Annotated in this window: 17 protein-coding genes and 1 riboswitch; of the genes, 3 read left to right on the top strand and 14 right to left on the bottom strand. The window is 60.4% G+C overall.

The annotated features are described in order from the left end of the window. Positions 1-891 precede the first annotated feature (891 nt). The 8 genes from DFO48_RS02185 to DFO48_RS02150 all read right to left on the bottom strand — a co-directional run bounded on the left by DFO48_RS02185 (position 892) and on the right by DFO48_RS02150 (position 14,297). Complete coding sequence (locus DFO48_RS02185) at positions 892-7,098, bottom strand: CshA/CshB family fibrillar adhesin-related protein (protein ID WP_114862389.1); 6,207 nt, start codon at positions 7,096-7,098, stop codon at positions 892-894. 419 nt (positions 7,099-7,517) lie between these two features. Next, a complete protein-coding gene (locus tag DFO48_RS02180) occupies positions 7,518-8,018 on the bottom strand; it encodes a disulfide bond formation protein B (protein WP_003079682.1) in 501 nt (166 codons plus the stop codon). Positions 8,019-8,195: 177 nt separating this feature from the next. After that, on the bottom strand, positions 8,196-9,323 hold the full coding sequence (locus DFO48_RS02175; RefSeq protein WP_003079684.1) for a sulfate/molybdate ABC transporter ATP-binding protein: 1,128 nt from the start codon (positions 9,321-9,323) through the stop codon (positions 8,196-8,198). Between the two features lie 29 nt (positions 9,324-9,352). Further along, positions 9,353-10,393, bottom strand: coding sequence for a sulfate ABC transporter permease subunit CysW (cysW, locus tag DFO48_RS02170; protein WP_003079686.1), 1,041 nt, complete (start codon positions 10,391-10,393; stop codon positions 9,353-9,355). Between the two features lies 1 nt (position 10,394). Then, entirely contained in the window at positions 10,395-11,252 is an 858-nt protein-coding gene (cysT, locus tag DFO48_RS02165) for a sulfate ABC transporter permease subunit CysT (protein ID WP_034349710.1), read from the bottom strand. A gap of 155 nt (positions 11,253-11,407) precedes the next feature. Beyond that, positions 11,408-12,409, bottom strand: coding sequence for a sulfate ABC transporter substrate-binding protein (locus DFO48_RS02160; protein WP_003079689.1), 1,002 nt, complete (start codon positions 12,407-12,409; stop codon positions 11,408-11,410). A 217-nt stretch (positions 12,410-12,626) separates the two neighbouring features. Beyond that, the gene (locus tag DFO48_RS02155; protein ID WP_114862388.1) at positions 12,627-13,214 is read right to left on the bottom strand and encodes an alpha/beta hydrolase; all 588 of its coding nucleotides are present in this window, start codon (positions 13,212-13,214) and stop codon (positions 12,627-12,629) included. Between the two features lie 141 nt (positions 13,215-13,355). Next, the gene (locus tag DFO48_RS02150) at positions 13,356-14,297 is read right to left on the bottom strand and encodes a LysR family transcriptional regulator (protein WP_003079693.1); all 942 of its coding nucleotides are present in this window, start codon (positions 14,295-14,297) and stop codon (positions 13,356-13,358) included. A 194-nt stretch (positions 14,298-14,491) separates the two neighbouring features. Between DFO48_RS02150 and DFO48_RS02145 the strand changes: the two genes are divergently transcribed. Both DFO48_RS02145 and DFO48_RS02140 read left to right on the top strand, forming a co-directional pair. Then, complete coding sequence (locus DFO48_RS02145) at positions 14,492-15,109, top strand: FMN-dependent NADH-azoreductase (protein ID WP_114862387.1); 618 nt, start codon at positions 14,492-14,494, stop codon at positions 15,107-15,109. Between the two features lie 231 nt (positions 15,110-15,340). Then, a complete protein-coding gene (locus DFO48_RS02140; RefSeq protein WP_003079698.1) occupies positions 15,341-15,739 on the top strand; it encodes a hypothetical protein in 399 nt (132 codons plus the stop codon). 41 nt (positions 15,740-15,780) lie between these two features. On the opposite strand, the gene DFO48_RS02135 is transcribed toward DFO48_RS02140, so the two are convergent. From DFO48_RS02135 to DFO48_RS02110, 6 genes are all read right to left on the bottom strand, one after another. Then, the gene (locus tag DFO48_RS02135) at positions 15,781-16,578 is read right to left on the bottom strand and encodes an SDR family oxidoreductase (protein ID WP_034349715.1); all 798 of its coding nucleotides are present in this window, start codon (positions 16,576-16,578) and stop codon (positions 15,781-15,783) included. 141 nt (positions 16,579-16,719) lie between these two features. After that, positions 16,720-17,718 (bottom strand): ABC transporter substrate-binding protein, encoded by a 999-nt coding sequence (locus DFO48_RS02130; RefSeq protein ID WP_114862386.1) that lies wholly within the window; start codon positions 17,716-17,718, stop codon positions 16,720-16,722. A 22-nt stretch (positions 17,719-17,740) separates the two neighbouring features. Next, positions 17,741-18,529 (bottom strand): ABC transporter permease, encoded by a 789-nt coding sequence (locus DFO48_RS02125; RefSeq protein WP_003079704.1) that lies wholly within the window; start codon positions 18,527-18,529, stop codon positions 17,741-17,743. After that, positions 18,526-19,299, bottom strand: a complete 774-nt coding sequence (locus DFO48_RS02120; RefSeq protein WP_114862385.1) for an ABC transporter ATP-binding protein — start codon at positions 19,297-19,299, stop codon at positions 18,526-18,528. The genes DFO48_RS02125 and DFO48_RS02120 overlap by 4 nt, the downstream gene beginning before the upstream one ends. After that, a complete protein-coding gene (locus tag DFO48_RS02115) occupies positions 19,289-20,755 on the bottom strand; it encodes an acyl-CoA reductase (protein WP_114862384.1) in 1,467 nt (488 codons plus the stop codon). Before DFO48_RS02115 ends, DFO48_RS02120 begins: the two co-directional genes overlap by 11 nt. After that, complete coding sequence (locus DFO48_RS02110; protein ID WP_114862383.1) at positions 20,752-21,846, bottom strand: long-chain fatty acid--CoA ligase; 1,095 nt, start codon at positions 21,844-21,846, stop codon at positions 20,752-20,754. Before DFO48_RS02110 ends, DFO48_RS02115 begins: the two co-directional genes overlap by 4 nt. Before the next feature lie 70 nt (positions 21,847-21,916). Continuing rightward, a riboswitch (TPP riboswitch) is annotated at positions 21,917-22,008 on the bottom strand. 311 nt (positions 22,009-22,319) lie between these two features. Between DFO48_RS02110 and DFO48_RS02105 the strand changes: the two genes are divergently transcribed. Then, complete coding sequence (locus tag DFO48_RS02105; protein ID WP_114862382.1) at positions 22,320-24,449, top strand: TonB-dependent receptor; 2,130 nt, start codon at positions 22,320-22,322, stop codon at positions 24,447-24,449. Positions 24,450-24,581 lie beyond the last annotated feature (132 nt).

The following is a 24,581-nucleotide window of genomic DNA, read 5'->3' as shown; positions in this document are numbered from 1 at the left end:
CCATTGCCCGCAAAAGCGCTGTTGATCAGGCTTTGCTGCAGTGCTTGCTGCAGCGACAGCGATCCGTTCATGGATTTTTCCAGATTGTCACGCAGCAGCGTGTGGGCACGCTGTTCGTCCTGCGGAGTGACAAGTTGGAATTTGCTGGGGTAGGTTTCGTCGAACTGCACGACTTTGCCGTCCGTACCGGGCTTGCCATAGGCCCGCACGATATAGATGAGCTCGTCGCCGACCCGGTAGCGGTAGTCGCTGGACAACTGGCCATCCCACTCGGTGGAGACCACGGCTCCGACCTTGAGCGGCACGGTGGCAATGGGCTTGACGAAGTCGGTGTCGCTGCTGCGGAAGACCAGCAGTTCCATGCGATCAATGAAGGCCGGGTAGTTGCTGCGCACGTAGAAGTTGACGCTCTTGGTGATGCTCCCCATGTCGAACGGCACCAGAGTGGGCCCGGAAGCCGTCAACTCAGCCTGGCCCAGCGTCGGATCTTCGGTGGCCCAGATCACGCCGCCGTCGGGCAGCGAGAAGGAGAAGCGCCCACGCGCATCGGCCCTGCCCGGAGTCTTCAGACCTAGGGTGACACGACGGTCAGGAGCCAGCTCTTGCGAACTGGACTGACGGCTGGTGCCCAGGGTCACGGGCTGGTCGTAGCTTTGCGATTGAAGACGGAACAGCATATGGCCGTCAGCATCACATTGGCCGCCGGAGACATTCTGGACTTCAGCGCAGTCTGCATTTACGCCGGCAGCTTCTGTTTCAGGAGCAGAGGCTGGAGCCGTGCTGGCCACGGCCGCCCTGGGGTTGATTTCAGCGGCCCAGAGTCCTGCCGCCGAACCTGCCATCAAACTCATGATGGTGTAGTCAAGCAATTTCATTTTCATGATCTGAACCTCAGTGGCGCGTGGCTTTCTTGTTGGAGCGATGGGCGGGGGCTGCGCCCTCTTCTGCCTGGACCTGAAGCTTTTGCTTCAGCTTCTGGGACAGATGGGGAAGCAGCGCCTCATAGACCGCCTTGGCTCGGGCCAGGCCCAGCTTCTGGTTGTAGGCGTGGCTGGCTCGCACATCGGTGTGGCCGACGATGGAAACCATGCCGCTGCCTTGCGCATTCAGGTGGGCTGCCACTTTTTGCAGCAACGCCTGGTATTCGGGGCGCACGATGGCTTTGTCGGTGTCAAACAGCACGTTGCCCAGCACGGCACCGTTGGCAGTGACGCCGCTGACGAGGCTGCCCGAATCGCTCACATCACCACGCACGCTGACCCTGGTGGCTGCCTGCACAGGGGCGGACAGTTGCTCGATCACCGCCTTGCGCACCGCATCTGCCCGGCCAAAGGCCACGGCTTCGCTTTCGCCATTGGCGCTGATGAGCAGCTCGCCGCCCTGGTATTGCTGCAGCTTGGCCGCAACCTGGGCAATGACACCGTTCTCAGCCAGGTACTGTTTGCGGATCTCGGTAGAGCCTGCGGCAAACAGCACGCTGCCCAACTCGATCTCGGCAGTTTGTTGCGCACCGGCCATGAACTCGGGGTTGAGCTGCACGCCAAAGTCAAAGCGCACGGGCAGACCGGGAGTGATGCGGCGCAGCAGCGGGTTGCTGGTGGTGAACTCGGCACCGGCCGGCAGAGTGCTGGGGTCGACCTTCAGGATGAAGTGACGGCCACGCTCCCAGCGCCCTCCGTTAACGCCCACTAGGTGGTAGCGGCCAAAGGGGTCGGTTTCCATGAGCAGGCCTTCGACGGATGCCACACGCACGCCAGGAATGCCGCGCTCATCAATGCCGGTGCTTTTGATGATGTAGTCCACACCATAGCCGTCGGCACCCTGGCTGATCTTGCGCTCGACGTCGATCTCGACCGCATTGCGACCAGCAGCAGCTTCACCAGTTTTCTCGATCAGGGTCTGGCCGGCCGCATTCATGCGCACGGTCACGCCCTGGTCGTTGCTCAGCACAAAGTCGTCGGTAAAGTCCAGGCTCTTGAGCTTCTGGTGGATGACAACGGTGTGCTTGGCCACGGGGTCGGCTTCGGACTGGCGGGCCGTGATGGAGCCCAGTGCCAGACCATGCAGCAGCGGAGCGCTGGCGTCAGCTGCCGGTTCGGCGCCTTGTCCGCGATCCACTGTCGTGGAATTGGCGATGTAAGCCGAAGGTGCAAAACCACCTTGAGCTTTCAGGCCCGAGATCCTGGCGCTGTCTTGCCAGCCGTCGCGGTCTCGGTCATCAAACACGGTGCCGAAGATCAAAGAGTCATCAAGCAACGGGTCGCTGACCAGTTCCACCGAGGCTGTGGCCTGGTTGGAGATGGGGTCTCCCAAACCGTTACGGGCAAAGGCCGTGTTGACATGGTTGCCCGGACGCACACCGGCACCCACACGCATCATGTAAACGATGGTGCCGGTCTGGCCCACATCCAGTGTGACGCCGCTGAACTGCACAGGGCGCACGCCCGATGCAGAGACGGCAGAGCCCAGGCCCACAGCACTCATGGAGCCGTTGACAAAGGTGAAACCGTTGGCAGCCGTGTCGATCACGTTGGCATTGACGACTTTGACGGCACCAATGTTCTGCACCTGGAGGCTGTAGCGGACCAGGTCACCAATCTTCACGGTGCGCACCGAGGCAGTCTTGACGATACGCAACAGCGACTCATCAGGTTTGACCGTGACCTTGATCACGGCGTCATCGCAATTGCTCGGGTTGAGCTTCTCGCAGATACGGTAGTGGATGACATAGTCGCCCGCAGGTGTCCCCGAGGGAACGGTGACCTTGCCGGTCACCACATCAAGCACCGGTACACGGGGATCGCCACCAATGGGCTGGGCCGGTGTGGTCACCGTGCCAGTGATGCGCTCAGGCGTGAATGGCTTGCCGTCCAGGGTGTCATTCTCCGAGTAGGCATTACCCACTTCCTGATCGCCACCCGAGCCACGATTGCCGGTGTAGCTATCGTCCTTGGCGTCTATGGGGGAAGCCGTCACCTTGATGGTGATAGTGGCCGTATCGCACACCGTGGGAGCGAGCCTGTCGCAGATCTTGTAGACGATGGAATAGTCGCCGGCGGGGGTGCCGGGCGGCACTGACACAACACCACTAGCCACATCAAGCAAGGGAACCGTTCCACCGTTGATAGGGGTTGCCGGTGTGATGACTGTGCCGACGATCTTGCCCGGTTCAACAGGCACGCCATTGAGCGTGTCGTTGACATAGGCATTGCCTGCATTTGCACTACCCGTTGCGCCATTGACGCTGGGCAATGGATCATCCACGGCATCGATTTCGCGCACCACGGGAGTCGTCACCGAGCAGGGAGCTTGGCCGCAAGTCGGAGTCAGGCCACCATCGCTCGGGATGCCTTCCACCCGATTGTTCACCGAAGTGATCGCATCCGGCAGTACCCGAACGCTATAACTCACGCGGTAGATGCCCGGAATCGTTTCCTTGGCCAACGTCAGTATCAAGGCCTTGCCATTGATGGAGTAGCTGATACCCGGACCAGGCATCACTGCCACGAACTCCAACCCTTGACTCAGGTTGTCCACGATGCTGGAGACGGCTTCGTTCAGGGCTGCATTACGGACATCCATCTCCACCACATAGCTGATGATGTCACCCACTCGTGCGCTGGTGTTCGGCGAGGTCTTGCTAAAGACCACCTCAGGCTTGACAACCGGCGTATCGGTCACACAAGCGATGGCGCAGCTTGGATTGTCATATCCGCTGCCGATCACGGCATTGCGCACCGTACCGGTCGCCTGCGGGGTCACTTTGGCCGTGTACGTCAGACTATGGATCTGCTCTGCACCAGCAGCACCGGAAACCAAGCCGGCGGGAATCGTTACCTTGATGTCGCTTCCAGAGTTCGTCACAGTCCAGCCCACTGGGCTGGCCTGAACTGCGACAAAGGCCAGGCCCTTGCCAAGCGTGTCCAACAGTTCCAGCTCACCCAAGGTCGGCGCATTCTTGACTTTGACATTGAGCCTGAAGGTCAGAACGTCACCCACCTTGACGGGCCCGGAGGCGCCGACGAGCTCCTTGTCATAACGCACATCGGAAACGACCAAGGGCGTGGATGTTTCGCAGCGTGCCCCAGCCAAGCAAGTGGGTGGTGTGCCGCCACCAGCTCCGGGGGTGACCACATTGGTCAATGGATTGCTAGCTCCGGCAGTGACCTTCACCTTGTAGGCCACTTTATAGCTACCCGGCAGACTTGGTGCGGGCAGTCTCAAAGTAATGCTCTTGGAGCCAGGAGTCGCCGAGATCTGCCAGGCACCGGAGGAGCTGACCGAGTCAAACTCAAGACCGGCACCCAGGGTGTCAACCAGAACCACATCCGAGGTCGTCTGAGCGTCCGAGACCTTGGCCACTACCTGATACTCGATCAAATCCCCTTCCTGCGCCTTCACCGCCGTTGTGGACTTGGAGTACTCCACTTTGGGATCGCTCTTCTTGTGCTCGGTCTGACATTGCGTACAGCCCGGCCCGGGATCTGATGGATTGCCGCCACCCGAAGCGGTCACTACGTTTGTCAGGTTGGCGCTCGAACTGGCATTTGCCTTGACCTGGGCCGTATAGCGCAGCACATAGGTGCCCGGAAGCTTACCCGCAGGCAAGGTGAACACTCGTTGATTGCCCGATCCAGACAGCACAAAGCCATCATTGGCAACCACGACGCCAAAGAGCAGATCAGCGCCCAGGACATCGGACAGGACCACCGGAGACACCGTCTGAGAACGAGACACCACAGTGGTCAAGGTATAGGTAATGGTCTGACCAGACTTCACCATCTGGCCAGAGACAGGGTCTGAAGACTTGCTGACAGTCACCAGCGGGCTTTCCAGCGAATGCTCTGTAGAGCAGGTCACACATGCCGGCACGGACGGGATCGGGTCGGAAGGATTCCCACCACCGGAAGGCACAACCTTGTTTTCCACCTTGGAAACGGCACTGGCAAGTACTTTGGCGCGATAACTGACCGAGTAGTTACCGGGAGCAACTCCCGCAGCCAGCGTGAACGTCCGGGTACTTGCGCTGCCGCCCTCAACAAAACCCCCAGTGTTGCTTGCGATGCCGGCATATTCCAGTCCCACACCCAATGTGTCCGTCAGAACGAAAGGGGACAAGGTTGCCGAATCTTTCACGGAGACTTGCAAGGTATAGGTAATGATGTCATCGACCTTGACTTTGGAGCGATCGGCTGGGAGAGCGATCTTGGATACCGAGATCGCAGGTGCCTTGACCGTCACCGATGTGGAGGCACAGTAGTTGGCTGCACTGCAAGCTCCGGGAGCAGGTGGCTCGCCCCCATTGTTAGGGTCCATGCCACCGCCCACGCTGGCGTAATTGGTAATGGCCGATCCAGTCGCTGCCTGACTAGTGATCTTCACCGGCAGTTCGATGCTCGACTGTGAAGTTGCACTACCACTTTCACCCAGATGCATGGACGCGTTTTCGCAGGTCACGAGTTGACCGCTGAATGAACAGTTCCAGCCTGTCGCAGTAGTCAGCACACCGCTCCAGGCAGGCTGAACACCATCAGGCATCAGATCCAGCACTTTCAGCGGCTTCCAATAAGGAGCCGGGCCTGGCCCCGTCGGGATCGAGCCACGGTTGGAAACCGTCAGTCGGTACAGCGCCCCCGCTTGGTCCACGGTCCACGCGCCGGAGATCGCATTGCTGCTCTTGGTAATGGCTAGCGCAGGCGCCAAGATGGTGACCGCGTGATCCTCCACTTCACCGTCGCGAGCCACGCCCTCGGCCTTGTCTACATCAACCCCGACACCGCCGATGCGCAAACGTACAAAAGTTGTACCGCTCTTAACGTCCACTGGCACATTCCAGCTCAGTTGCGCCCGACCGCCGCTGCAGATACCCGATGCTTTTTCCGCTGGCGAATCAAACGCGCCATTTTGGTTGAAATCAATCCAGCCCGAAACGACTGCAGAACCAGAACCAGCCGTCCCAAGATTGCAGGCAATGCTCACCGTGTGCGATGTACCTGCTTTCAGCACGCTGATTTTTTCGTTTGCAGGCCAGCCATTTTCCTCACCAGCAAAGGCCGGACTGCTGGCGCTTTGGCCGCTATTGTCATCACCCAGCGCATCTGCACTGAATTTGGAGCTGGGTTCGGAGTCAGGACCCTTGGTCCCCAGATACAGTGTTCTGGGCGGCTGCATATAGGCCACATTTAAGGCAGTCACTGTCTCAATTGAGTTCTGACCAATACCATCTGACGAGAGATTGACATCATCAATCAGATGCATGGCCGCACCATAGCTCGCAGGAGCATCGCCAAAGTCGGCAAAAGGCGTCAATACGCCTACTGCAATTGCTGTGTTGCCGCCACCTTTGATCTGAAAGCTCATAACCTGTGACGCCGCCGGCTGCGAAACCGGAAACTCCAGAAATGTCACCACCGAGCGATTGCCATCCGCCGTGCCACCAGTCGTGAGTTTCACAAAGCTATCGCCCGAATTACCAATGGCAGGTGTTCCCAGTTGGGTGTCGCTCTTTTCGACAAAGTAGGGATCCGAACTGCTGCCAAAACGCTCAATCGCATGCCAGTTTCCCTTTGCAGCGCCCACGATGTATTCACGTGTCCCGCCAGGTGCCATAGCCTCGGCGTCGGCGATGGCAAAACCGCGCAAGGCAATCGGGGTACGGGTTGCGCCCCCCACGAACTCCGATGTACAACTGATCTGAAAGCTGGTTGTAGTTGATCGGGTCATCAACCCCGCCACCAACTGATTGGCTCCGCCAGAACCGCCGATGTTATATGCATCGTCGAAGGTGTCACCGCCAAAGCCACCAGGAGCGTAGCTCTCCAGGCTGCCATTGATATTCAGCAACTTGCACTGAACGTCAATGTTCACACCATTGGCCACCTGGATGCTGGCCTTTGAGATGGAGGTATTGGAAAGCGCCTTCCCCTTTACTCCCAAAGGATTGGTATCACTCCCCCAAGTCAGCCAGAGGATTTCATTCTTGTATTTTCCGTCTCCGCTGGTTGCATAGGCTGCCGAATTCGCCAGTTGCGGCAGCCAAAGCAGCTGCAAAATCAGAAAAATCCGCCCCAGCCAAGCAAAGAGATTAAGTCGCCCCATATTCAATCTCAGAAGTGAAATTGGAGGCGATTTTCTTTAGATCAATTTAGTTCTGAAAATTACAAAAATTTACCTAACTAAAAATTGCCAGATTATCTTGACAAGAAGAAAGCACTAAAACCCTTCCCGCAAAACCTCGGTAAATTATTGCCGCACAAGAAGATATCCCAAATTCAACAACCAATTGAATAGATATGAACTTCCAGAAAAATCTATAAGAAACGGATGAAAATACAAACAAAAAATAAAAAACAACATGTCAAATTGTTAATTTTTGTAAATTCCATTAATCAGCAATTCATTCAATGAATACAGATAATTAGATTGGAATTTTTCTCCATATACCAGAAATAGATTAAATTGATTTCCTTGGAATAAAAAAAACGCCCCTCAGGGCGTTTTTTGAAAATATTTAACAATTACTTTTTTCGAGCCTGCAATAGAGTCAGCAGCAAAACAATCGTGAAAGCAGCAAAGGCTACAAACGACCAGTTGGCAATGGAGCCGCCCAGCAAGGTCCAGTCAATGGCCGCACAGTCGCCCGAGCCCTGGAAGATCATGGGAATGGAGCGGCTGAAGGAGTAGTGCTCGATCATTCCATAGAAGTCACGGCCGCAGGTCGCAAACTCGGGGGGATACCACTGCAACCAGCTCTGACGTGCGGCCACAAATGCGCCGAAGCCGCTGGACAGCAGAGCCAGAACGCCAAAGCTCATCCACCAGCCTTTTTGACCTCTAAGGCTTGCCAAGCCTGTGAAGATAGCTACCAAAATCAGTGCATAGCGCTGCACGATGCACATGGGGCAAGGCTCCAGGCCCACCACATGCTGCAGGTAAAGGCCAAACGCCAGCATGGCCACACAGGCAACGCTGATGAGCGCCAGGATGCGCCGCGGCGCGGTTTCAAACCATTGAAGCATCAAGATTCTTTCTGCGAAATAAACGGATCATGCCTGAGGCAAGGATAACGCCCCCCCTGCACCTGCACGATTCCTTTCGCAGGAGACACCTAGGAAGCGCTGTCGCGCACCGAGGGTGCCGTCCCCCTCCCGCAACAAAGCGAGAGAGGGTGAAGGCGCGTAGCGCCTCAGGGGGTATCAAATCCCAGCCGCCTCATCCAGGAACACCTTGGCACGGCGCGGCGTCACCACCAGGGTTTCACCTTCGCGCAAGCCCATGTCCTTGAACTGCTGCGCGGGAATCTGGGCTTCGATCAGCCCGTCTTCACCGGCATTGCTGGCGTTTGGTGTGGTCTCTGAGGGAATAAGTTCCAGCCTGGCGATGGGACCGACCACAATGGCGCGCGAAAGCTGGGCCACGATGCCTGTGGGGCGACCCTGGGCGTCGAGATTCTGGCCCGGGGAATAGCGCTCCACTTCCAGATCATGGGGCCGCACATAGGCAAAAGCCTGACTGTCCTGAGCACCGCGCGCATCGCTGCTGTCGAGCTGCATGCCTTCGTCCAGATAGACCCGGCCGTCGCTGGCGCGGCCCTTGAACAGGTTCACATCGCCCAGGAAGCCATAGACAAATGGCGTGGCAGGATTGTCCCAGACCTGCTGGGGCGTGCCTTCCTGCTCGATCTTGCCCTGGTTGATGACCACCACACGATCCGCTACCTCCAAGGCTTCCTCCTGGTCGTGGGTCACGAAGATGGAAGTCACATGCAGCTCGTCGTGCAGCTGACGCAGCCAGCGGCGCAGCTCCTTGCGCACCTTGGCATCGAGAGCGCCAAAGGGCTCGTCGAGCAGCAGCACCTTGGGTTCGACAGCCAGGGCACGGGCCAGCGCGATACGCTGACGCTGGCCACCCGAGAGCTGCGATGGGTAGCGCTCGGCAATCCAGTCCAGCTGCACCAGCTTGAGCAGCTTCATGACCTTTTCCTTGATGACTGCCTCGCTGGGGCGCTCCTTGCGCGGCTTGACACGCAGGCCGAAGGCCACGTTCTCGAACACGGTCATGTGGCGGAACAGCGCATAGTGCTGGAACACAAAGCCTACGTTGCGGTCGCGCACATGCACATCAGTCGTGTCTTCGCCACTGAAGTGGATGCTGCCCACATCGGCCGTCTCCAGACCCGCGATGATGCGCAGCAGCGTGGTCTTGCCGCAGCCTGAGGGGCCGAGCAAGGCGATCAGCTCGCCCGACTTGATATCCAGACTCACATCGCGCAGGGCCTGAAAATCGCCGAACTGCTTGCTGACATTACGAATTTCGATACTCATGATGAATCTCTTGTTCTGATCCGGGCAGCTCAGGCTGCCTTGGCGGTTTTGTTCGTTGTGAGGCTGATCTGGCCTGGGCGCTCGGGTGGTGCTTCGGCTGCGGCCTTGGCCTGCTGCTCGGCACGCCACTCGGCGAGGGACTTGATGACCAACGTCACCAGCGCCAGCAGCGCCAGCAGCGATGCCACGGCAAAGGCGGCAGCCGCCTGATAGTCGGCATACAGCACTTCCACATGCAAAGGCATGGTGTTGGTCTGGCCCCGGATATGGCCGGAGACCACGGACACAGCGCCGAACTCGCCCATGGCACGGGCGTTGCACAGAATCACGCCATAGACCAGCCCCCATTTGATATTGGGCAGGGTGACATTCCAGAAGGTCTGCCAGCCCGAAGCACCAAGCACGATGGCGGCCTGCTCCTCATCGCTGCCCTGAGCCTGCATCAGCGGGATCAGTTCGCGGGCGATGAAGGGAAAGGTCACGAACACGGTGGCCAGCACAATGCCTGGCACGGCAAAGATGATCTGGATCTCATGCTTGGCCAGCCAGGGGCCCAGCCAGCCGTTGGCACCAAACACCAGCACATACATCAGACCCGCGACCACGGGCGAGATGGAGAACGGCAGATCGATCAAGGTGGTCAAAAATGCCTTGCCCTTGAACTCGTACTTGGCAATGCACCATGCGGCAGCCACACCGAAGACCAGATTCAGGGGCACGGCAATCAGCGCCGTGATCAGCGTGAGCTTGATGGACGAAATCGCATCGGGCTCGCCCAGCGACGTGACATAGACATCCCAGCCCTTGCGCAGCGCCTCGCCAAAAACGGACAGCAGCGGCAGGATCAGGAACACCAGCATGAAAAGCAGAGCCACCGTGGTCAGAACCCAGCGCACCCAGCGCGGCTCGGTCGTGGTCATCTTCTCCAGCTTGGCACTCTTGGGCGGGGCCGTGATCTTGTACAGCGCGACCAGCACCACCAGGGCAATCGCGACGATGGTGATGAGGTGTGCCCAGATGGGCAGCAGATTGGGGAACAGCGCTTGAATGGCTGCGTGAATCGAAGACATCTCAGCGGCCTCCCTGCGCCTTGCGCTGCCATGCCTGCAGTGCGTTGATCAGCAGCAGCAATACAAAAGAGATCAGCAGCATGACCACGGCCACGGCCGTGGCACCGGCCACATCATGTTGGTCCAGCTTGGCCATGATGATCAGCGGAGTGATTTCCGAGACCATGGGAATGTTGCCGGCAATGAAGATCACCGAGCCATATTCACCCACGGCGCGCGCAAAAGCCATGGCAAAGCCCGTCAGCAGCGCCGGGCCGATATGCGGCAGGATGACCTTGTAGAAAATCTGCCAACGCGATGCCCCCAGGCTGGTCGCGGCCTCTTCCAGCTCCTTCTCGAAGTCTTCGAGCACCGGTTGCACGGTACGCACCACAAACGGCAGGCCGATGAAAATCAGTGCAATCGCGATGCCCTTGGGGTTGTAGGCCATCTGGATGCCCAGTGACTCGAAGTACTGCCCAATCCAGCCATTACCCGCATACAGCGCCGACAGCGAGATGCCGGCCACGGCCGTGGGCAGCGCAAACGGCAGATCGACCAGCGCATCCACCACCTTCTTGCCGGGGAACTGGTAGCGCACCAGCACCCAGGCAATCAGCATGCCGAACACCACATTCACGCAGGCCGCGATAAAGGACATGGTGAAGGACAGCTCGTAAGACGCCACCACGGCCGGTGCCGAGACTGCCGCCCAGAACTGATCCCAGGTCAGGGTAAAACTGGCGGACAGCAGGGCCACCAGCGGGATGAGCACGATGATGCTCAGATAAAAAATGGTGTAGCCCAGCGTCAACCCGAAACCGGGCAACACTCGCTTGGCACTACGCGCCTTGCGGGGGGCTAGAGCAGCAGAGGACATATTCAAGGACGAAACGGGGGGTGGATTTCACTGAAGGTCAATCAAGCACGGCCCAGCTCAAAAACATCGAGCAAGGGCCGTCCCGCAGCGAGGATGTTGCCCCCTCCCGCGCAGCGAGAGAGGAGGAAGCCGCAAAGCGGCCAAGGGGAAGAAGGTTACTTACCGGGGGTATACAGCTTGTCGAACTGACCGCCATCGTTGAAATGCACCTTCTGCGCTTCGGTCAGAGAGCCGAAGTACTTGGCCACGGTGAACTGCTTGATGGGCTTGAACTGGTCGGCGTGCTTCTTCAGCACCGCTTCGGAGCGCGGACGGATCGCATGCTTGGCAGCGATTTCCTGGGCTTCGTCAGAGTACAGCCACTGCAGATAGTCGGTGGCCAGCTGTGTCGTGCCCTTCTTGGCCACGGTGCGCTCAACCACGGCCACGGGGTTCTCGGCCACGATGCTCACCGAAGGGTAGACGGCGTCGACCTTGCCCTGGCCGAATTCACGGTCCACGGACACGACTTCGGATTCGAAGGTGATCAGCACATCGCCGATATTGCGCTGCAAGAAGATGCTGGTCGCATCGCGGCCGCCCTTGCCCAGCACGGGCACGTTCTTGTAGAGCTTTTGCACGAATTCGGCGGCTTGCGCATCGGTGCCGCCCTTTTCACGCACCGAGCCCCAGGCGGCCAAATAGGCGTAGCGACCATTGCCGCCGGTCTTGGGGTTGACCACCACGACCTTCACATCGGGACGCACCAGATCGGACCAGTCCTTGATGTTCTTGGGATTGCCGTTGCGCACCAGGAACAGCATGGTCGATGTGGTGGGCGATGCATCATGCGGGAACTTCTTGTTCCAGTCCTTGGCGACCACGCCGTTCTGGGCCAGAAAATCCACATCGGTGGTCGTGTTGAAGGTCACCACATCCGCAGCCAGACCGTCATTGACAGCGCGGGCCTGAGCACTGGAGCCGCCATGGGACTGGTCCACCTTGATATCCACGCCCTTGGTCTTCTTGTAGTGGGCGATAAAGGCAGCGTTGTAATCCTTGTAGAACTCGCGCGCCACATCGTAGGAGACATTGAGCAGCTGAGTCTGAGCCGAGGCAGCGCCTGCTGCTGCCAGTGCGATGGATGCCAACAACGTCTTGAGCTTCACGGAATGCATGGTTCGCTGCCTTTTCTTGAGCAATGTGTATAGATGTAGACATTGTGCGAACGAGTCCTTAAAACTCAAAAGAATATATTTTTCTTTGTTTTTCTGAAATTCAATATAAAGAATAAAACAGCACGCAAAGCAAACGCAAAAGTAGCTAAGAACGCTTTATCAGCAAGCGCTTTAAGCTATCAAAAGTAAAGCATTACCGGGAGCCTGACCAAGAATTTCAAGCCGCAAGTGCAGCTGACTGCAAGGGCCGGCCTGAGGTCTGGGTAGTCCAGCCGCCCTGCTCGGTCAGCGACTGCAGCAGTGCCAGCCCCAGCGGCCAGGCGCCGAAGCCCGATTCGATATTGATATGTCCGGCGTTCTGCAAGCGCACCAGCTCGCTGCCCCAGGCCCTGGCATAAGCGCCCGCACGGCGAATGGGGCAGAACGGATCATTGCTGCTGGCCACCAGCACGCTGCGATAAGGCAGCGGCGCATAGGGCACGGGAGCGAAGTCGGCCAGTTGGGCGCGGCGCTCTGGATCGGCAGGAGCCACCAGCAAGGCTCCATGAACGCGCGCTGCAGCAGCATCGCCCAGATGTGCGGTCGTGATGCAACCCAGGCTGTGAGCCACGATGACGGCAGGACGCTCATCGGCGAGCAAGACTTTTTCCAGCTCCCCAACCCAGGCATCGCGGTGCGGCACCAGCCAGTCCTGCTGCTGTACACGCACTGCTCCCTCCAGCTGCTCGGCCCACAGGCTTTGCCAATGACCGGGGCCGGAGTTGCGCCAGCCCGGCACGATCACGATGCGAAATGGGGATGTCATGCTGCCTCCTGTAATCTCGGAGCGACAGCCAAGCCAGGGGAAAAAGCCCGGCGCGCTCCTGATCTGATAACAAGGCAGTCATTGTGGGCAGGGCCTGCACAAATCCCAACGAATGTTTTGTTGTTACCTTATGGGCAGAAGCTAATGCAGCGCCGAGGCAGATGCAGCCTTCTGCGCGGCAGAGATGCTGCTGCCCGGCATGCGCTCACCGAGAAAGTCCAGAAAATGCCGGACTGCCGGCGCCAGCCCGCGCCGCGAAGGAAACACCGCATGCACAATGCCGCGCGGAGGCGCCCATTGCGGCAGCAACTGCACCAGAGTGCCTCGGGTCAATTCGTCCTGACACATATAGTCAGGCAGCCAGCACATGCCGCTGCCGGCCAGGGCTGCAAACTTCAGCGTCAGCAAATCGTCGACCACATAGCGCGGCTGCAACTGCAGCCGGTGCTCCTTGCCTTCGGGCCCGACAAGCAACAAGCTGGAATGGCCGTCAACTGCCGCCATCGCCATGCTGTCGAGCAACTGCAAGTCCTCCAGCGACCTGGGAGTGCCCTGGCGCTGCAGCAGGTCGGGGCTGGCCACCAGGATCTGGCGTGAGCTGTCGAGTCGCTTGACGACCATGGAGCCGCTGTCCTCTAAAGTGGCACGCACGCGCAATGCGACATCCACCCCCTCCTCGACCAGATTGACAGGGCGGTTGGTGACCTGCATCTCCACCTGCACCAGCGGGCAGCGCTTGAGGAATTCGGGCATCAGCTCACCCAGCACCGTCTGCGCGAGTGTCACCGGACAGGTCACACGAATGGTGCCGCGCGGCTCGGTCTGGACTTCGGCCACGGCATCCGACGCGGCCAGGGCGGCATCGCGCATGGCCTGGCCATGGCGAAGAAAGGTCTCCCCCACTTGCGTCAGAGACAGCTTTCGGGTGGTGCGTTGCAGCAAGCGCACTCCAAGATGGGCCTCCAGCTCGGCAACACGACGCGAGAGGCGCGACTTGGGAATACCCAGTGCTCGCCCCGCAGCGGCAAAGCCGCCGCGCTCGACCACTTCGACGAAGTACAGCATGTCGTTGAGATCCACCATGCATAAATCCTTGGACTCGATTGAATTGATATTTGGAACGATCTATCGCATTTTTGCAGACTTATTGCCGAATCTAAACAAATCTACAATCTATCCCATTGCAATTCAAAACGAATCACTGTTTTGCCGCAACGCAGCATCCGGGCTGGGCAAGAAGTGCTCTCTTACTCATTTTTAGAGGTATAGGTACCAATATGCAAATCCTGCACATCGACTCTTCCATCACTGGCTCCAATTCCGTTACCCGCGCACTGACAGCCGATATCGTTGCCAGCCTCAAGCAGGCCAACCCCGAAGCCAAGGTGGACTACCTGGATCTGGCCGTGAGCGCCCCCAGCCACCTGAGCGCGCAGTCTCTGGGCTTTCGCACCGGCCAGGCCGCTGCCACCGAAGTCGAACGTCAGGAAAACGCTGTCTCCGAAGCGCTGGTCAGCCAGTTCCTCGCAGCTGATGTGATCGTCGTGGGCGCTCCCTTCTACAACTTCACCATTCCCTCGCAGCTGAAGGCCTGGCTGGACCGCATCGCCCAGGCTGGCCGTACCTTCAAGTACACCGCTACCGGCCCCGTGGGTCTGGCCGGCGACAAGAAGGTCATCATCGCTTCCGCTCGCGGCGGCGCTTACTCCACCAGCGAAGCGGGCCAGGCCATGGAACACCAGGAAAGCTATCTGAAGGTGATCTTCGGCTTCATGGGCGTGACCGACGTGACCATTGTTCGTGCTGAAGGCGTGGCCATGGGTCCCGACGCCAAGGCTGCGGCCATGGAAGCTGCCAAGGCTCAGATCGAGCAAGCACAAGCCGTCGCTGCCTGATAGCTGACTGAGGTGAAAAAGCCGGCATCGCGTAAGGCGTGCCGGCTTTTTTTGCACGACAAAACTGGTCCCTACCGGGGTTTCGACATTTCCGACTGAAGTTCTCGAAAAAAATGCCGATCTGAAGGCCTGAGCCCGCTGTTTTTGATACGCTGAAAACAGTTAGATACTTATCAGGACCGAGTCCCGCTTGACCCGGTCACGCTTTCCCAGATGCCAGCTTCCCGCCCCATGTCCACCGCCATCCATCAAGCACCTCAGCGCTCCGACGAGAACCTCGTCGTTACCGCTATTGCCGCGTTTCTGGTGGCAGCACTGATTCTGGGTACGGTCGCCTATCAATATCTCAAGCATTCGCAGCAGCAGGAGCAGACCCGTACCGACCGTCAGGCCTACAAGCGCTACAACGACTATCTGAACTCCACCGAGCAAGCCGCTCCCAAGCCTGCCACCAGGCCGTCGGCCCCCGCTCAGGTCAGCGCACCTGCCGCAGCGCCCAGCATGGCCGAGAAGCTGCTCAGCCACCCGGCCGTCACGCCTGGCCCGGGCTTCAACGCCCCCGGCGTACAGCAGACCGGCGTGGCCATCATCGATGCGATGGATCACGCCCAGGCATCTGCCAAGCAGTAAGGTCAAGAAGGCAGACAGGCTTTGCCTTGCTGCCTGGCAGTTCAGCGCATCACCAGGCCGCCGTCGACAAGCAGCAGCTGCCCGGTCATGAAACCGCTGAGTTCCGACGCCAGGAACAGCACCGGCCCCGCCACATCTTCGGGCCGCGCCAGCCGACGCAGCGGCGTGGCCGCCATCAGCGATTCACGAAAAGACTCCTTGCTGCCCTGTGTGCCCTGCGTGGGATAGACCAGACCGGGCGCCACGCAGTTGACGCGGATGCCCACTGGCCCCAGCTCGCTGGCCAGATTGCGGCTGAAAGCCAGCAAGGCGCCCTTGGATGTCGTGTAGTCGTGGTAGGCGACGACAGGCTGCTCCACCAGATTGCTGACGATGTTGACAATGCTGCCGCGCGCGCGCTGGCGCATCAACGGCAGCACCGCACGGCAGACATTGAAGCTTGCACCTACGGCCCCGTCGAACTGGGCCTGATAGTCTGCCCATTGCAGATCGTCAAACCGGCTGCGTCGTTCGGGGTCAAATGCATAGGGCCTGAAAGCGTTGTTGACCACGATATCGATGCCCCCCGCTTCGCGCACGATGCCGTCCACCATGCTCTGCACCGCATCGGGCGAACCCACATCGGCCTTGACCGCCCAGGCATCCCCCCCCGAGTCCTTGCCCGCGGCCAGGCAGGCATCCACAGTGCTGGCTGCAGCCTCGTCGTTGGACAGGTAGTTGATGGCCACCGTCGCGCCCTCGCGTGCAAACGCCAGGGCAATCGCCGCGCCAATGCCGCGGCTGCCCCCCGTCACCAGCACCACCTTGCCGCGCAAGCCCATAGAAGAAGACTGACTCATATTCACGATTTCCGCTCAAACACTAGCAGGCCCCAAGCAAGAGACAGCAAGCAAGGTCCTGCCCAACGATGCTGTCGCCCCCCGCCCCCAGAGAGAAGAGGAAGGCGCGGGCCGCCCAGGTAACACGCCTCAGGGGGAGATTTACAGCGGCACAACCACATCCGCCACCTTGATCTGTCGCTGCACCATGCCCAGCGCACGATAGGCATCGGCGCCTTTTTGCAGCGCGGTCATATCGAAGCTGCCCAGCGGCTGCCCCTGGACTGCCGGCATGGAAGAGGCGTTACGCAGGCGGATCACATCCAGATTGATATCGCGACGCGTGCCATCGATGGCATATTTGCTGGCCAGCACCGAGGCTTCCTCGGGATTCGCCATCATCCAAGCAGCGCTTTCGCGGTAGCCCTTGACGAATGCCTTGAGCAAGTCCTTCTTCTGCTGGAACACTTCCTCGCGCACCACAAACATGTCGCTGGACATATTGAGGTGGTCGCTGACCTGCATCACATTGACCTCGCCTATGCCCTTGCGCAGCCCCACCGCCAGGCCTGTATCCGTGGCGGCAGTCGCATCAACCTGCCCTTGCATCAGGGGCGCAAAGTTCAGCAGGCCGGTCACGACAATGCTGACATCCGACTCCTTGAGGCCGGCCTGATGCAGCATCACCAGCAGGTTCTGGCGCGTTCCGCTGGCAAGGCTGTAGACACCGATCTTCTTGCCCTTGAGGTCTGCCGGCTTGCGAATGCCCGAGGACTTGAGCGAGACCACATTGAACACGTTCTGCGGATAGATGTCGTAGATCGCCACCAGCTTCTCGCCCTTGTCCAGAGCCATGAAGAAGGAGCCGGGGTCGGTAAACGCCACGTCGGCCTGGCCGCTGAGGATATTGCGGATCGCATCGCCGCCGCCCGCGCCGGGCAGATAGGCCAGTTCCACGCCATTCGCCTTGAAGAAGCCTTTTTCGGGCTCGACCAGAATATTGGTGATCTCGCTGATGGGCTTGCTCCAGCCCGCCAGGCGAATCTTGCCCTGCAGGGGAACCGCCATGCTGGTGCCGGTCATGGCAAGGCCGCTCAGGCCTGCACAGGCGCCGAGCAGGCTGCGGCGAGAGATGAACGAAGTCTGGTTGCTGTTGTGCATGACAAATGGTTTGAAGATGCAGTCAGGCCCGGTTGCCCGACTGCGAGGTTGAAAAGTGATGGGAGCGCAGCAAATAGCGCTCCAGAACAAGACAGGCCTGATACAGCAGCAGCCCCATGGCGGCAATCAGCACCAGCGCCGCAAACATCAGCGTGGTGTCCATCATTCCCTGGGCTGCAATGACCACTGCCCCCAGGCCCTGGCTGGCGCCCATGAACTCGGCCACCACGGCGCCGACCAGCGCCAGCACCACGGCCACGCGCAGCCCGGCCAGAATCGCGGGCAGCCCCGTCGGCAGTTTCAGGCGCAGCAAGGTCTGCAGACGTGTAGCGCCCAGCATGCGAAACAGCTGCAGGCGCTGAGCATCCACCTGCCGCAGGCCCGTCAATGTGTTTTCCATCAACGGAAAAAAGCAGATCAGCGCCGTGATCAGCACCGTTGGCAACATGCCGAAGCCGAACCACAGCACAAACAATGGCGCCAGGGCCAGCTTGGGCACGACCTGGCTGACCACCACATAGGGCTTGAGCACGCGCTCCAGCAGTTCAGACTCGGCCAGTGCCATGCCGGCCAGCAGGCCTACGGCGCTGCCTATGAGTAGGCCCAGCAGCAAGGCCTGCAAGGTCGCCCAGAGATGCGGCCAGAAATAGCCGGATGCCAGACCCGAGCACAGCGACAGCGCCACTGCCGAGGGCGCAGGCAACACCAGCGCCGACAAGCCAAATTGCCTCGCAGCCAGCTCCCATATTGAAAGAACGGCTATCAAAAGCAAGGCAGACAGCCAATGTGTCTTGCTCAGCAAGCTGCTCATGCGCCCCCCCGGTCCATCGAGGTGCGCACCCGGGCGCAGTAGTCGTTGAACGCCGCACCATGGCGCATGCTTTGCTGACGCGGCTGCGGCAGCTCTATCGACCAGTCGTCCACGATGCGGCCCCCATGCATGAGTGCAATGCGGTCGCCCAGATAGACGGCCTCGTTGATGTCGTGGGTAACAAACAGCACCGTCGTTCCATGCCTATGGCAGGTGCGCAGCAAGTCGTCCTGCAGCTCGGAGCGTGTGATGGCATCCAGCGCCGCAAAAGGCTCGTCGAGCAGCAGCAGCGGCGGCTCCAGGATCAGGGCTCGCGCCAGAGCCACGCGACTTTGTTGTCCGCCCGAGAGCTGGCCTGGGTAAAGCCGTGAATGGGCGGCAAGACCCAGTTGCTCCAGCAACTGCATGGCCGCCTGTTGATCCTGCTGCGTGGGTCTGCGCTGCAGCGACACGGGCAGCAGCACGTTATCGATCACCGTATGCCAGTCCAGCAGTGTCGGTGCCTGGAACATGAAGCCCAGCTGCGGCCCCGGCGCTGCCAGTTCGCTGCAGCGCAGCAAGATATGGCCCGACTGAGGCCTGAGCAGGCCAGCCGCCAGCTTGAGCAGCGTGGTCTTGCCGCAGCCGCTGCGCCCCAGCAGGCAGTGAAACTCTCCGGCCCCGACCTGCCAGTCCACGCCATCCACCACGGGCGCTCGTCCCGGGTAGCTGAATCGGGCCTGCTTGAACTCCATGAATGCCACGGCTGTATCCACTCCCTCAGTCCGCATAAGAGGCCAGCGGCTGGGCCGCCAGTTCTGCCGACTGCTCGATCTCCGTCATGCGCACCAGATCCAGCAGGTTGAAGCGCCCGTCATGGTGCCAACCCGCCTCGGGCATGCTCATGGAGCCGATGGCGCTGATACGCGTGACGCCAGCCGCACCCAGCAGCCCGGCCAGGCGGTACAGCTCTTCGGGGCCGGCCGCAATGCCGGCGGTCTGCAGATAGTCGCGCTGAGTGGCCACCACGGGCAGCACGGCATCGAGCCGGTCCACGGCCACCACGGCAATCGTGCGGTACAGCGCGGTCGGTGCCAGAGGCTGAAGACTCTCACTGTAGGCAACGCTCCAGGGGGCATCCACAGGCCCCAGCAGCTGATGAGCTTCGCCGCCCCACTCCATGTTCTGCTGCCAGCGGGCCAGCGCCGCCCCTTCTTCAAGATCCAGCTCGCGGCGTGCAAAACGTCGCTGCAGATTGGCAAGCTCGGCCGCCAGATAGTCGGCAAAAGCACGCGGCGAGACCGGCGCCCCACGCTGCACATAGAACACATGGGGCGAATAGCAGCCCTGCTGGTCGTAGCGCATCACATCCCAGGCTGCCTGCCTTGCCATGGCCGGAGCCTTGAGCGTATCCAGCGCCTGGGCACCGATCAGGCCAAAGCCCAGCTTGTGGCCATGGGGCAAAAAGCGCGTCGTCACGGGCAGACGACGGCGCAGTGCATCCAGCGTCTGATTGCCGCCATAGGCCAGCACCGTATCGGCCTGGGCATAGAGCGCGTCGGCCTCCTCGCCACCTGCACCGCGCCACCACACCACGGCCAGGCAATCGGCCAGCGGCGGGTGAACCTCGGCCAGCAGGCGCGCAAACCATCCCGCAAACAAAGGCTCGGCACTGGCCAGCTTGCCAATCGCAGGGGCCTTGACCAGCAAGCCACAGACCAGACTCCACAGCGACAGCGCAGGCACGTTGCCCGCCCAGCTATGCACCAGCAGATCCGGGCCGAAAGCACGTACGGCGCCGCCCTTGGCTGCTGGTTGAAAGCCATCGAGCACCGCCGGGTTGGCAAAATCCTCGGCCACAAAGCGCTTGAGCTGCGCTGCACGAAAGGTCTTGAAAAATCCTGTCAGCCCCAGCCGCACCATATCGGCGTCATAGCCGCTGACCACGGGCAGCCAGGCTTCGGCCTGCTGGCGGTAGATGTCGTTACGGTCCAGCAGGCGAGCCATCGCACGATCGACGGCATCGATGATCTCGGCCACCGGCATGGGACGCATATGGATGGCCGCAGCTGTACGCACACGACAGGCCAGTGCCTGCATCTGCGGCGCCGTCAGCACGGGAACGCAGACTTCCAGCACCTGGCCGTTCCGAGACTTGAAGTCCAGCGTCTGCCACTGCACTTCATCGTCGTTCAGGCCCGGCAGATAGCCAGCCCTGATGCGCTGTAGCTTGCGCTGCTCGTTCATGCGCCGGCAGCTTTCACAAACTCTTCAACCGCCAGCGAGCAGCCCTTGGCTGCGGCCCCTTCGGCCCGTCCAAGCAGCAAAAAGCCGTCTTTTTCCTGCGGGCCGGCCCACAGGCCCACATCCTCGGTCAGGATGGTGGTCACCGCGTTGTAGTTGGCCAGATCGCAATGCACCAGAATGCCGCGCTCACCAGCGGCCACGTCCCTGCCGGTGATCGGCTCGACCAGACGCGAGCGAATCCAGTGCGGGCCGGACTTGACCGAAGGCAGCACCGCATTGCCATCGTCATAGAACTGGGTGCTCAGCTCCGTCATGCCATACATATTGATGCACAGACTGCGCGGCACGCCCAGCAACTGGGAAAGCTCGGCATAGAACTGCTCGAGCGGCAGCTCGCGCGACTGCCCCTTGTAGCCGCCCGTATCCAGTACGCGGCTGCCTGCGGGCAGGCGGAAGCTGCGGCCCTGCTCACGCAGGGCATCCATCACATGGACCAGGCTGAAGCTCGCGCCCAGCAGGGCAAAAGGCTGGCCGCTGCGCTCTGACTCTTCCAGCGCGGCGCACAGGGCCGGCATGTCCAGCCCTTCCGAGTTCAGGTAGTAGCGGCTGCCGGCCGAGCCGAATTCGGAGCGGGCAAGTGCCAGATAGTGGGCCAGCGAGGAATTGGGCATGGCCTGCTCATCGGGAAACAGAATACCCATGGGCATGCGCTCCAGACCCTGCATGAAACGCCTGGAGAAATAGCGCTTCATGGACAGGTCGTAGACATCGAGCTGCGGATGGAAATGACGCCCACGTGCGACGCGGCCCGTGGTGCCACTGGTCATGAATACACGCTCGGCGGGCGATGACGGCTCGCTGCGCAGCTCCATGGCCTTGAAGGCATCGATGGGCACAGCAGGGACATCGCGCCAGCTCCTGACATTGCGCAGCGTGGCGCCGCGTCGCTGGCAAAAGCTGCGAAACGGCGCATTGCATTCGTACTGGTAGGCGAAAAGGCGCAGGGCGAATTGATTGAACTGGTCGTCGGTGCAGTCATCCATTGCGATGAAAGCAAGCAGATCGGCGACCAGCGAAGCGGCCTTGTCCATGAAATTCCTTCGAGAGCGGGGACGTCATGCTCCGAAGGCTTGCTGACCATGCGAGAACGCACTGCCCTGAGGTCAGCTTGCAAGCTCTTCTTCCGCCGGTATGAACCGGGTCAAGTTCGCGGGTGTAGATCTCAGCACTGGTGTGCACCCCGGAGCGCGGCGCCATCTTACCCCAACGGCATCGCTGCAAGGGGCCGGAGCTGGCGCATGAAAGTCGCGTCACTTGTAACCTGGGGTAAGGCTCCAGCACGAGCAAGAAGGACATCCAGGGCAAAAACATCAAAACACTGCTGCCCAAATACAATCGACCCAGCACCGCAAGCTGCCCTAGACCTAACCTGCCGCGGCGCCGACAATGGCGCAGGTACGACATGCCTGAAAGCGCGGCATGGCGCGGCGATGGACTCCGTCAGCAGACGCTTGCAAGCGATCCAGGGCACTGAATGCCCGCCCCAAGCCCCAGAGATATTCACATGCATTTTTCGCGCCTTTGTCATCTGGCAGGCTGGCCTGTGGCCGCCGCCGGACTGCTGCTGACGGCACAGTCCGCAACAGCCCAGCAAGCCGCCGCCCAGCCAGAGCTGCCCCAGTTGTCCGAAGTCACCGTGCGCAGCACCTTGCAGGAGTCCGCGCTTGAGCAGACCCCGGCCTCCGTCACCGTGCTCGACGGCGAGCGCATGCGCGAGCGCAATCTGCAGGTCAATCTCTCGGAGTCCCTGAGCGCCGCTCCGGGACTGCAGCTGCAGAACCGCCAGAACTACGCGCAAGACCTGCAGCTGTCGATTCGCGGCTTTGGCGCGCGCTCCACCTTCGGTGTGCGAGGCATACAGATCTATGTGGACGGCATCCCCTCCACCATGCCCGATGGCCAGGGCCAGACCAACAATATCGATATCGCCTCGCTGGAGCGCGTGGAAGTGCTGCGCGGCCCCTACTCCGCGCTTTATGGCAACGCCTCTGGCGGCGTGATCAATGCCTATACCGAACGAGGCGAGGGCGCGCCCTCGGTGGAAAGCAGCTTTGCACTGGGCAGCGACGGGCAGAAGCGCCTGGGCCTCAAGGCCAAGGGCGAAGCCAATGGGATTGGCTATGTGCTCAGCGCCAGCCGTTTTCTCACCGACGGCTACCGGGTCCAGAGCGCAGCGGACAAAAACCTGTTCAACGCCCGTATCGACGTCAAGCCCGACGAATACAGCCAGCTGACCCTGGTGGCCAACCATGTGGACATCGATGCCAAGGACCCCGGCGGCATCACGCCCAAGGACTGGGCGGCAGATCCGAAGGCTGTGGCGTCCAACCCCTTGCTCTACGACTCGCGCAAAAGCGTGAAGCAGACACAGGCCGGCCTGACCTATGAGCGCCAGCTGGATGGCGGCCAGGCGCTGCGCCTCATGGCCTATGCCGGTCAACGCGAGATGATGCAGTTTCAGTCCACACCCAAGGCATCGCAAACCGGCTACAGAGGCGGGGTGATAGGCCTCAAGCGCGACTATGGCGGCATCGATGCGCGCTGGAGCGGCAAGTACGAGCTGGGCAGCGGCAGCCTGGGCCTAATTGCCGGTCTGGCCGCCAATACCGTCAGGGAAGACCGCCAGGGCTACAAGAACTTTGTGGGCAACCAGCTGGGCGTAGTAGGCGAGCTGGTGCGCGACGAGCGCAACACCCTCACCAGCGTTGACCCCTATCTGCAGGCTTCCTGGGCCTTTGCGCCGCGCTGGAAGCTCGATGCCGGCCTGCGCTGGAGCAATGTGCAGTTCCAGTCACGCGACCATTTCCTGGCCGACAAGGACGATAGCGGCAATGCCGGATTCCATAAGCTGCTGCCAGTGGTTTCGCTGCAGCACGAGCTCAATCAAGACACCAATATCTATGCCTCGCTGGGTCGCGGCATGGAAACACCGACTTTCAACGAGATCTCCTACCGTCCCGATCTGGTGGGAGGCCTGAACTTCGGCCTCAAACCTGCGGTATCGACCAGCGCCGAGCTGGGCATCAAGCAACGCTTCAATGTGGCCGGTCTGCGCGGCGACTGGTCTGCAGCGCTGTTCCAGACCAGCACCGACAATGAAATAGTGGTGGCCAGCAACGACAACGGCCGCACCTCTTATCAGAACGCAGGCAAAACCCGCCGCCGCGGCATGGAGCTGAGCGGCAGCACCTGGCTGATGCCCCAGCTGCGCCTGAACGGCGCGCTGACCGTGCTCGACGCCAGCCTGCGCAGCGGCTATTGCGACAGCAAGGGCCAGGACTGCATTCCCGCCGGCAACCGTATTGCCGGCACGGCCAGGCATCTGGGCTACCTGGGGCTGGAATGGCTTCCCGCCAGCGACTGGCGTGTGGGTCTGGACTGGCGTCATGTGGGCCGTATTGCCGCCGACGACAAAAACCAGGTCTATGCCCCCAGCTACAACGTGGCCAGCTTGAGCGTGGGCTACACCCGGCGCCTGGGCGCCTGGAAACTCAATGCTTTTGCCCGCGTCGACAATCTGACCGACAAGAACTATGTGGGCTCGGTCATCGTCAACGAAGGCAACGGACGTTATTACGAGCCGGCCCCGGGACGTCAATGGATGACGGGTGCCAGCCTCAGCTACCAGTTCTAGCTAGGTCATCCGCGTTGCCGGACAGCAAAAAGCGGGCCCTGAGCCCGCTTTTTTTATATCCGGACGGCTCAAAAGAGATTTCTTCAGAAAAATTTTGGTGCTTGCAAACTGCCTGTCTGAGCCCGAAAACTG

It is taken from the genome of Comamonas sp. AG1104 (assembly GCF_003350425.1).
In the GTDB taxonomy this organism is placed as follows: domain Bacteria; phylum Pseudomonadota; class Gammaproteobacteria; order Burkholderiales; family Burkholderiaceae_C; genus Comamonas; species Comamonas testosteroni.
Note: the sequence above shows the minus strand (reverse complement) of the source record. Positions and strands in the feature narration are given on the sequence as shown.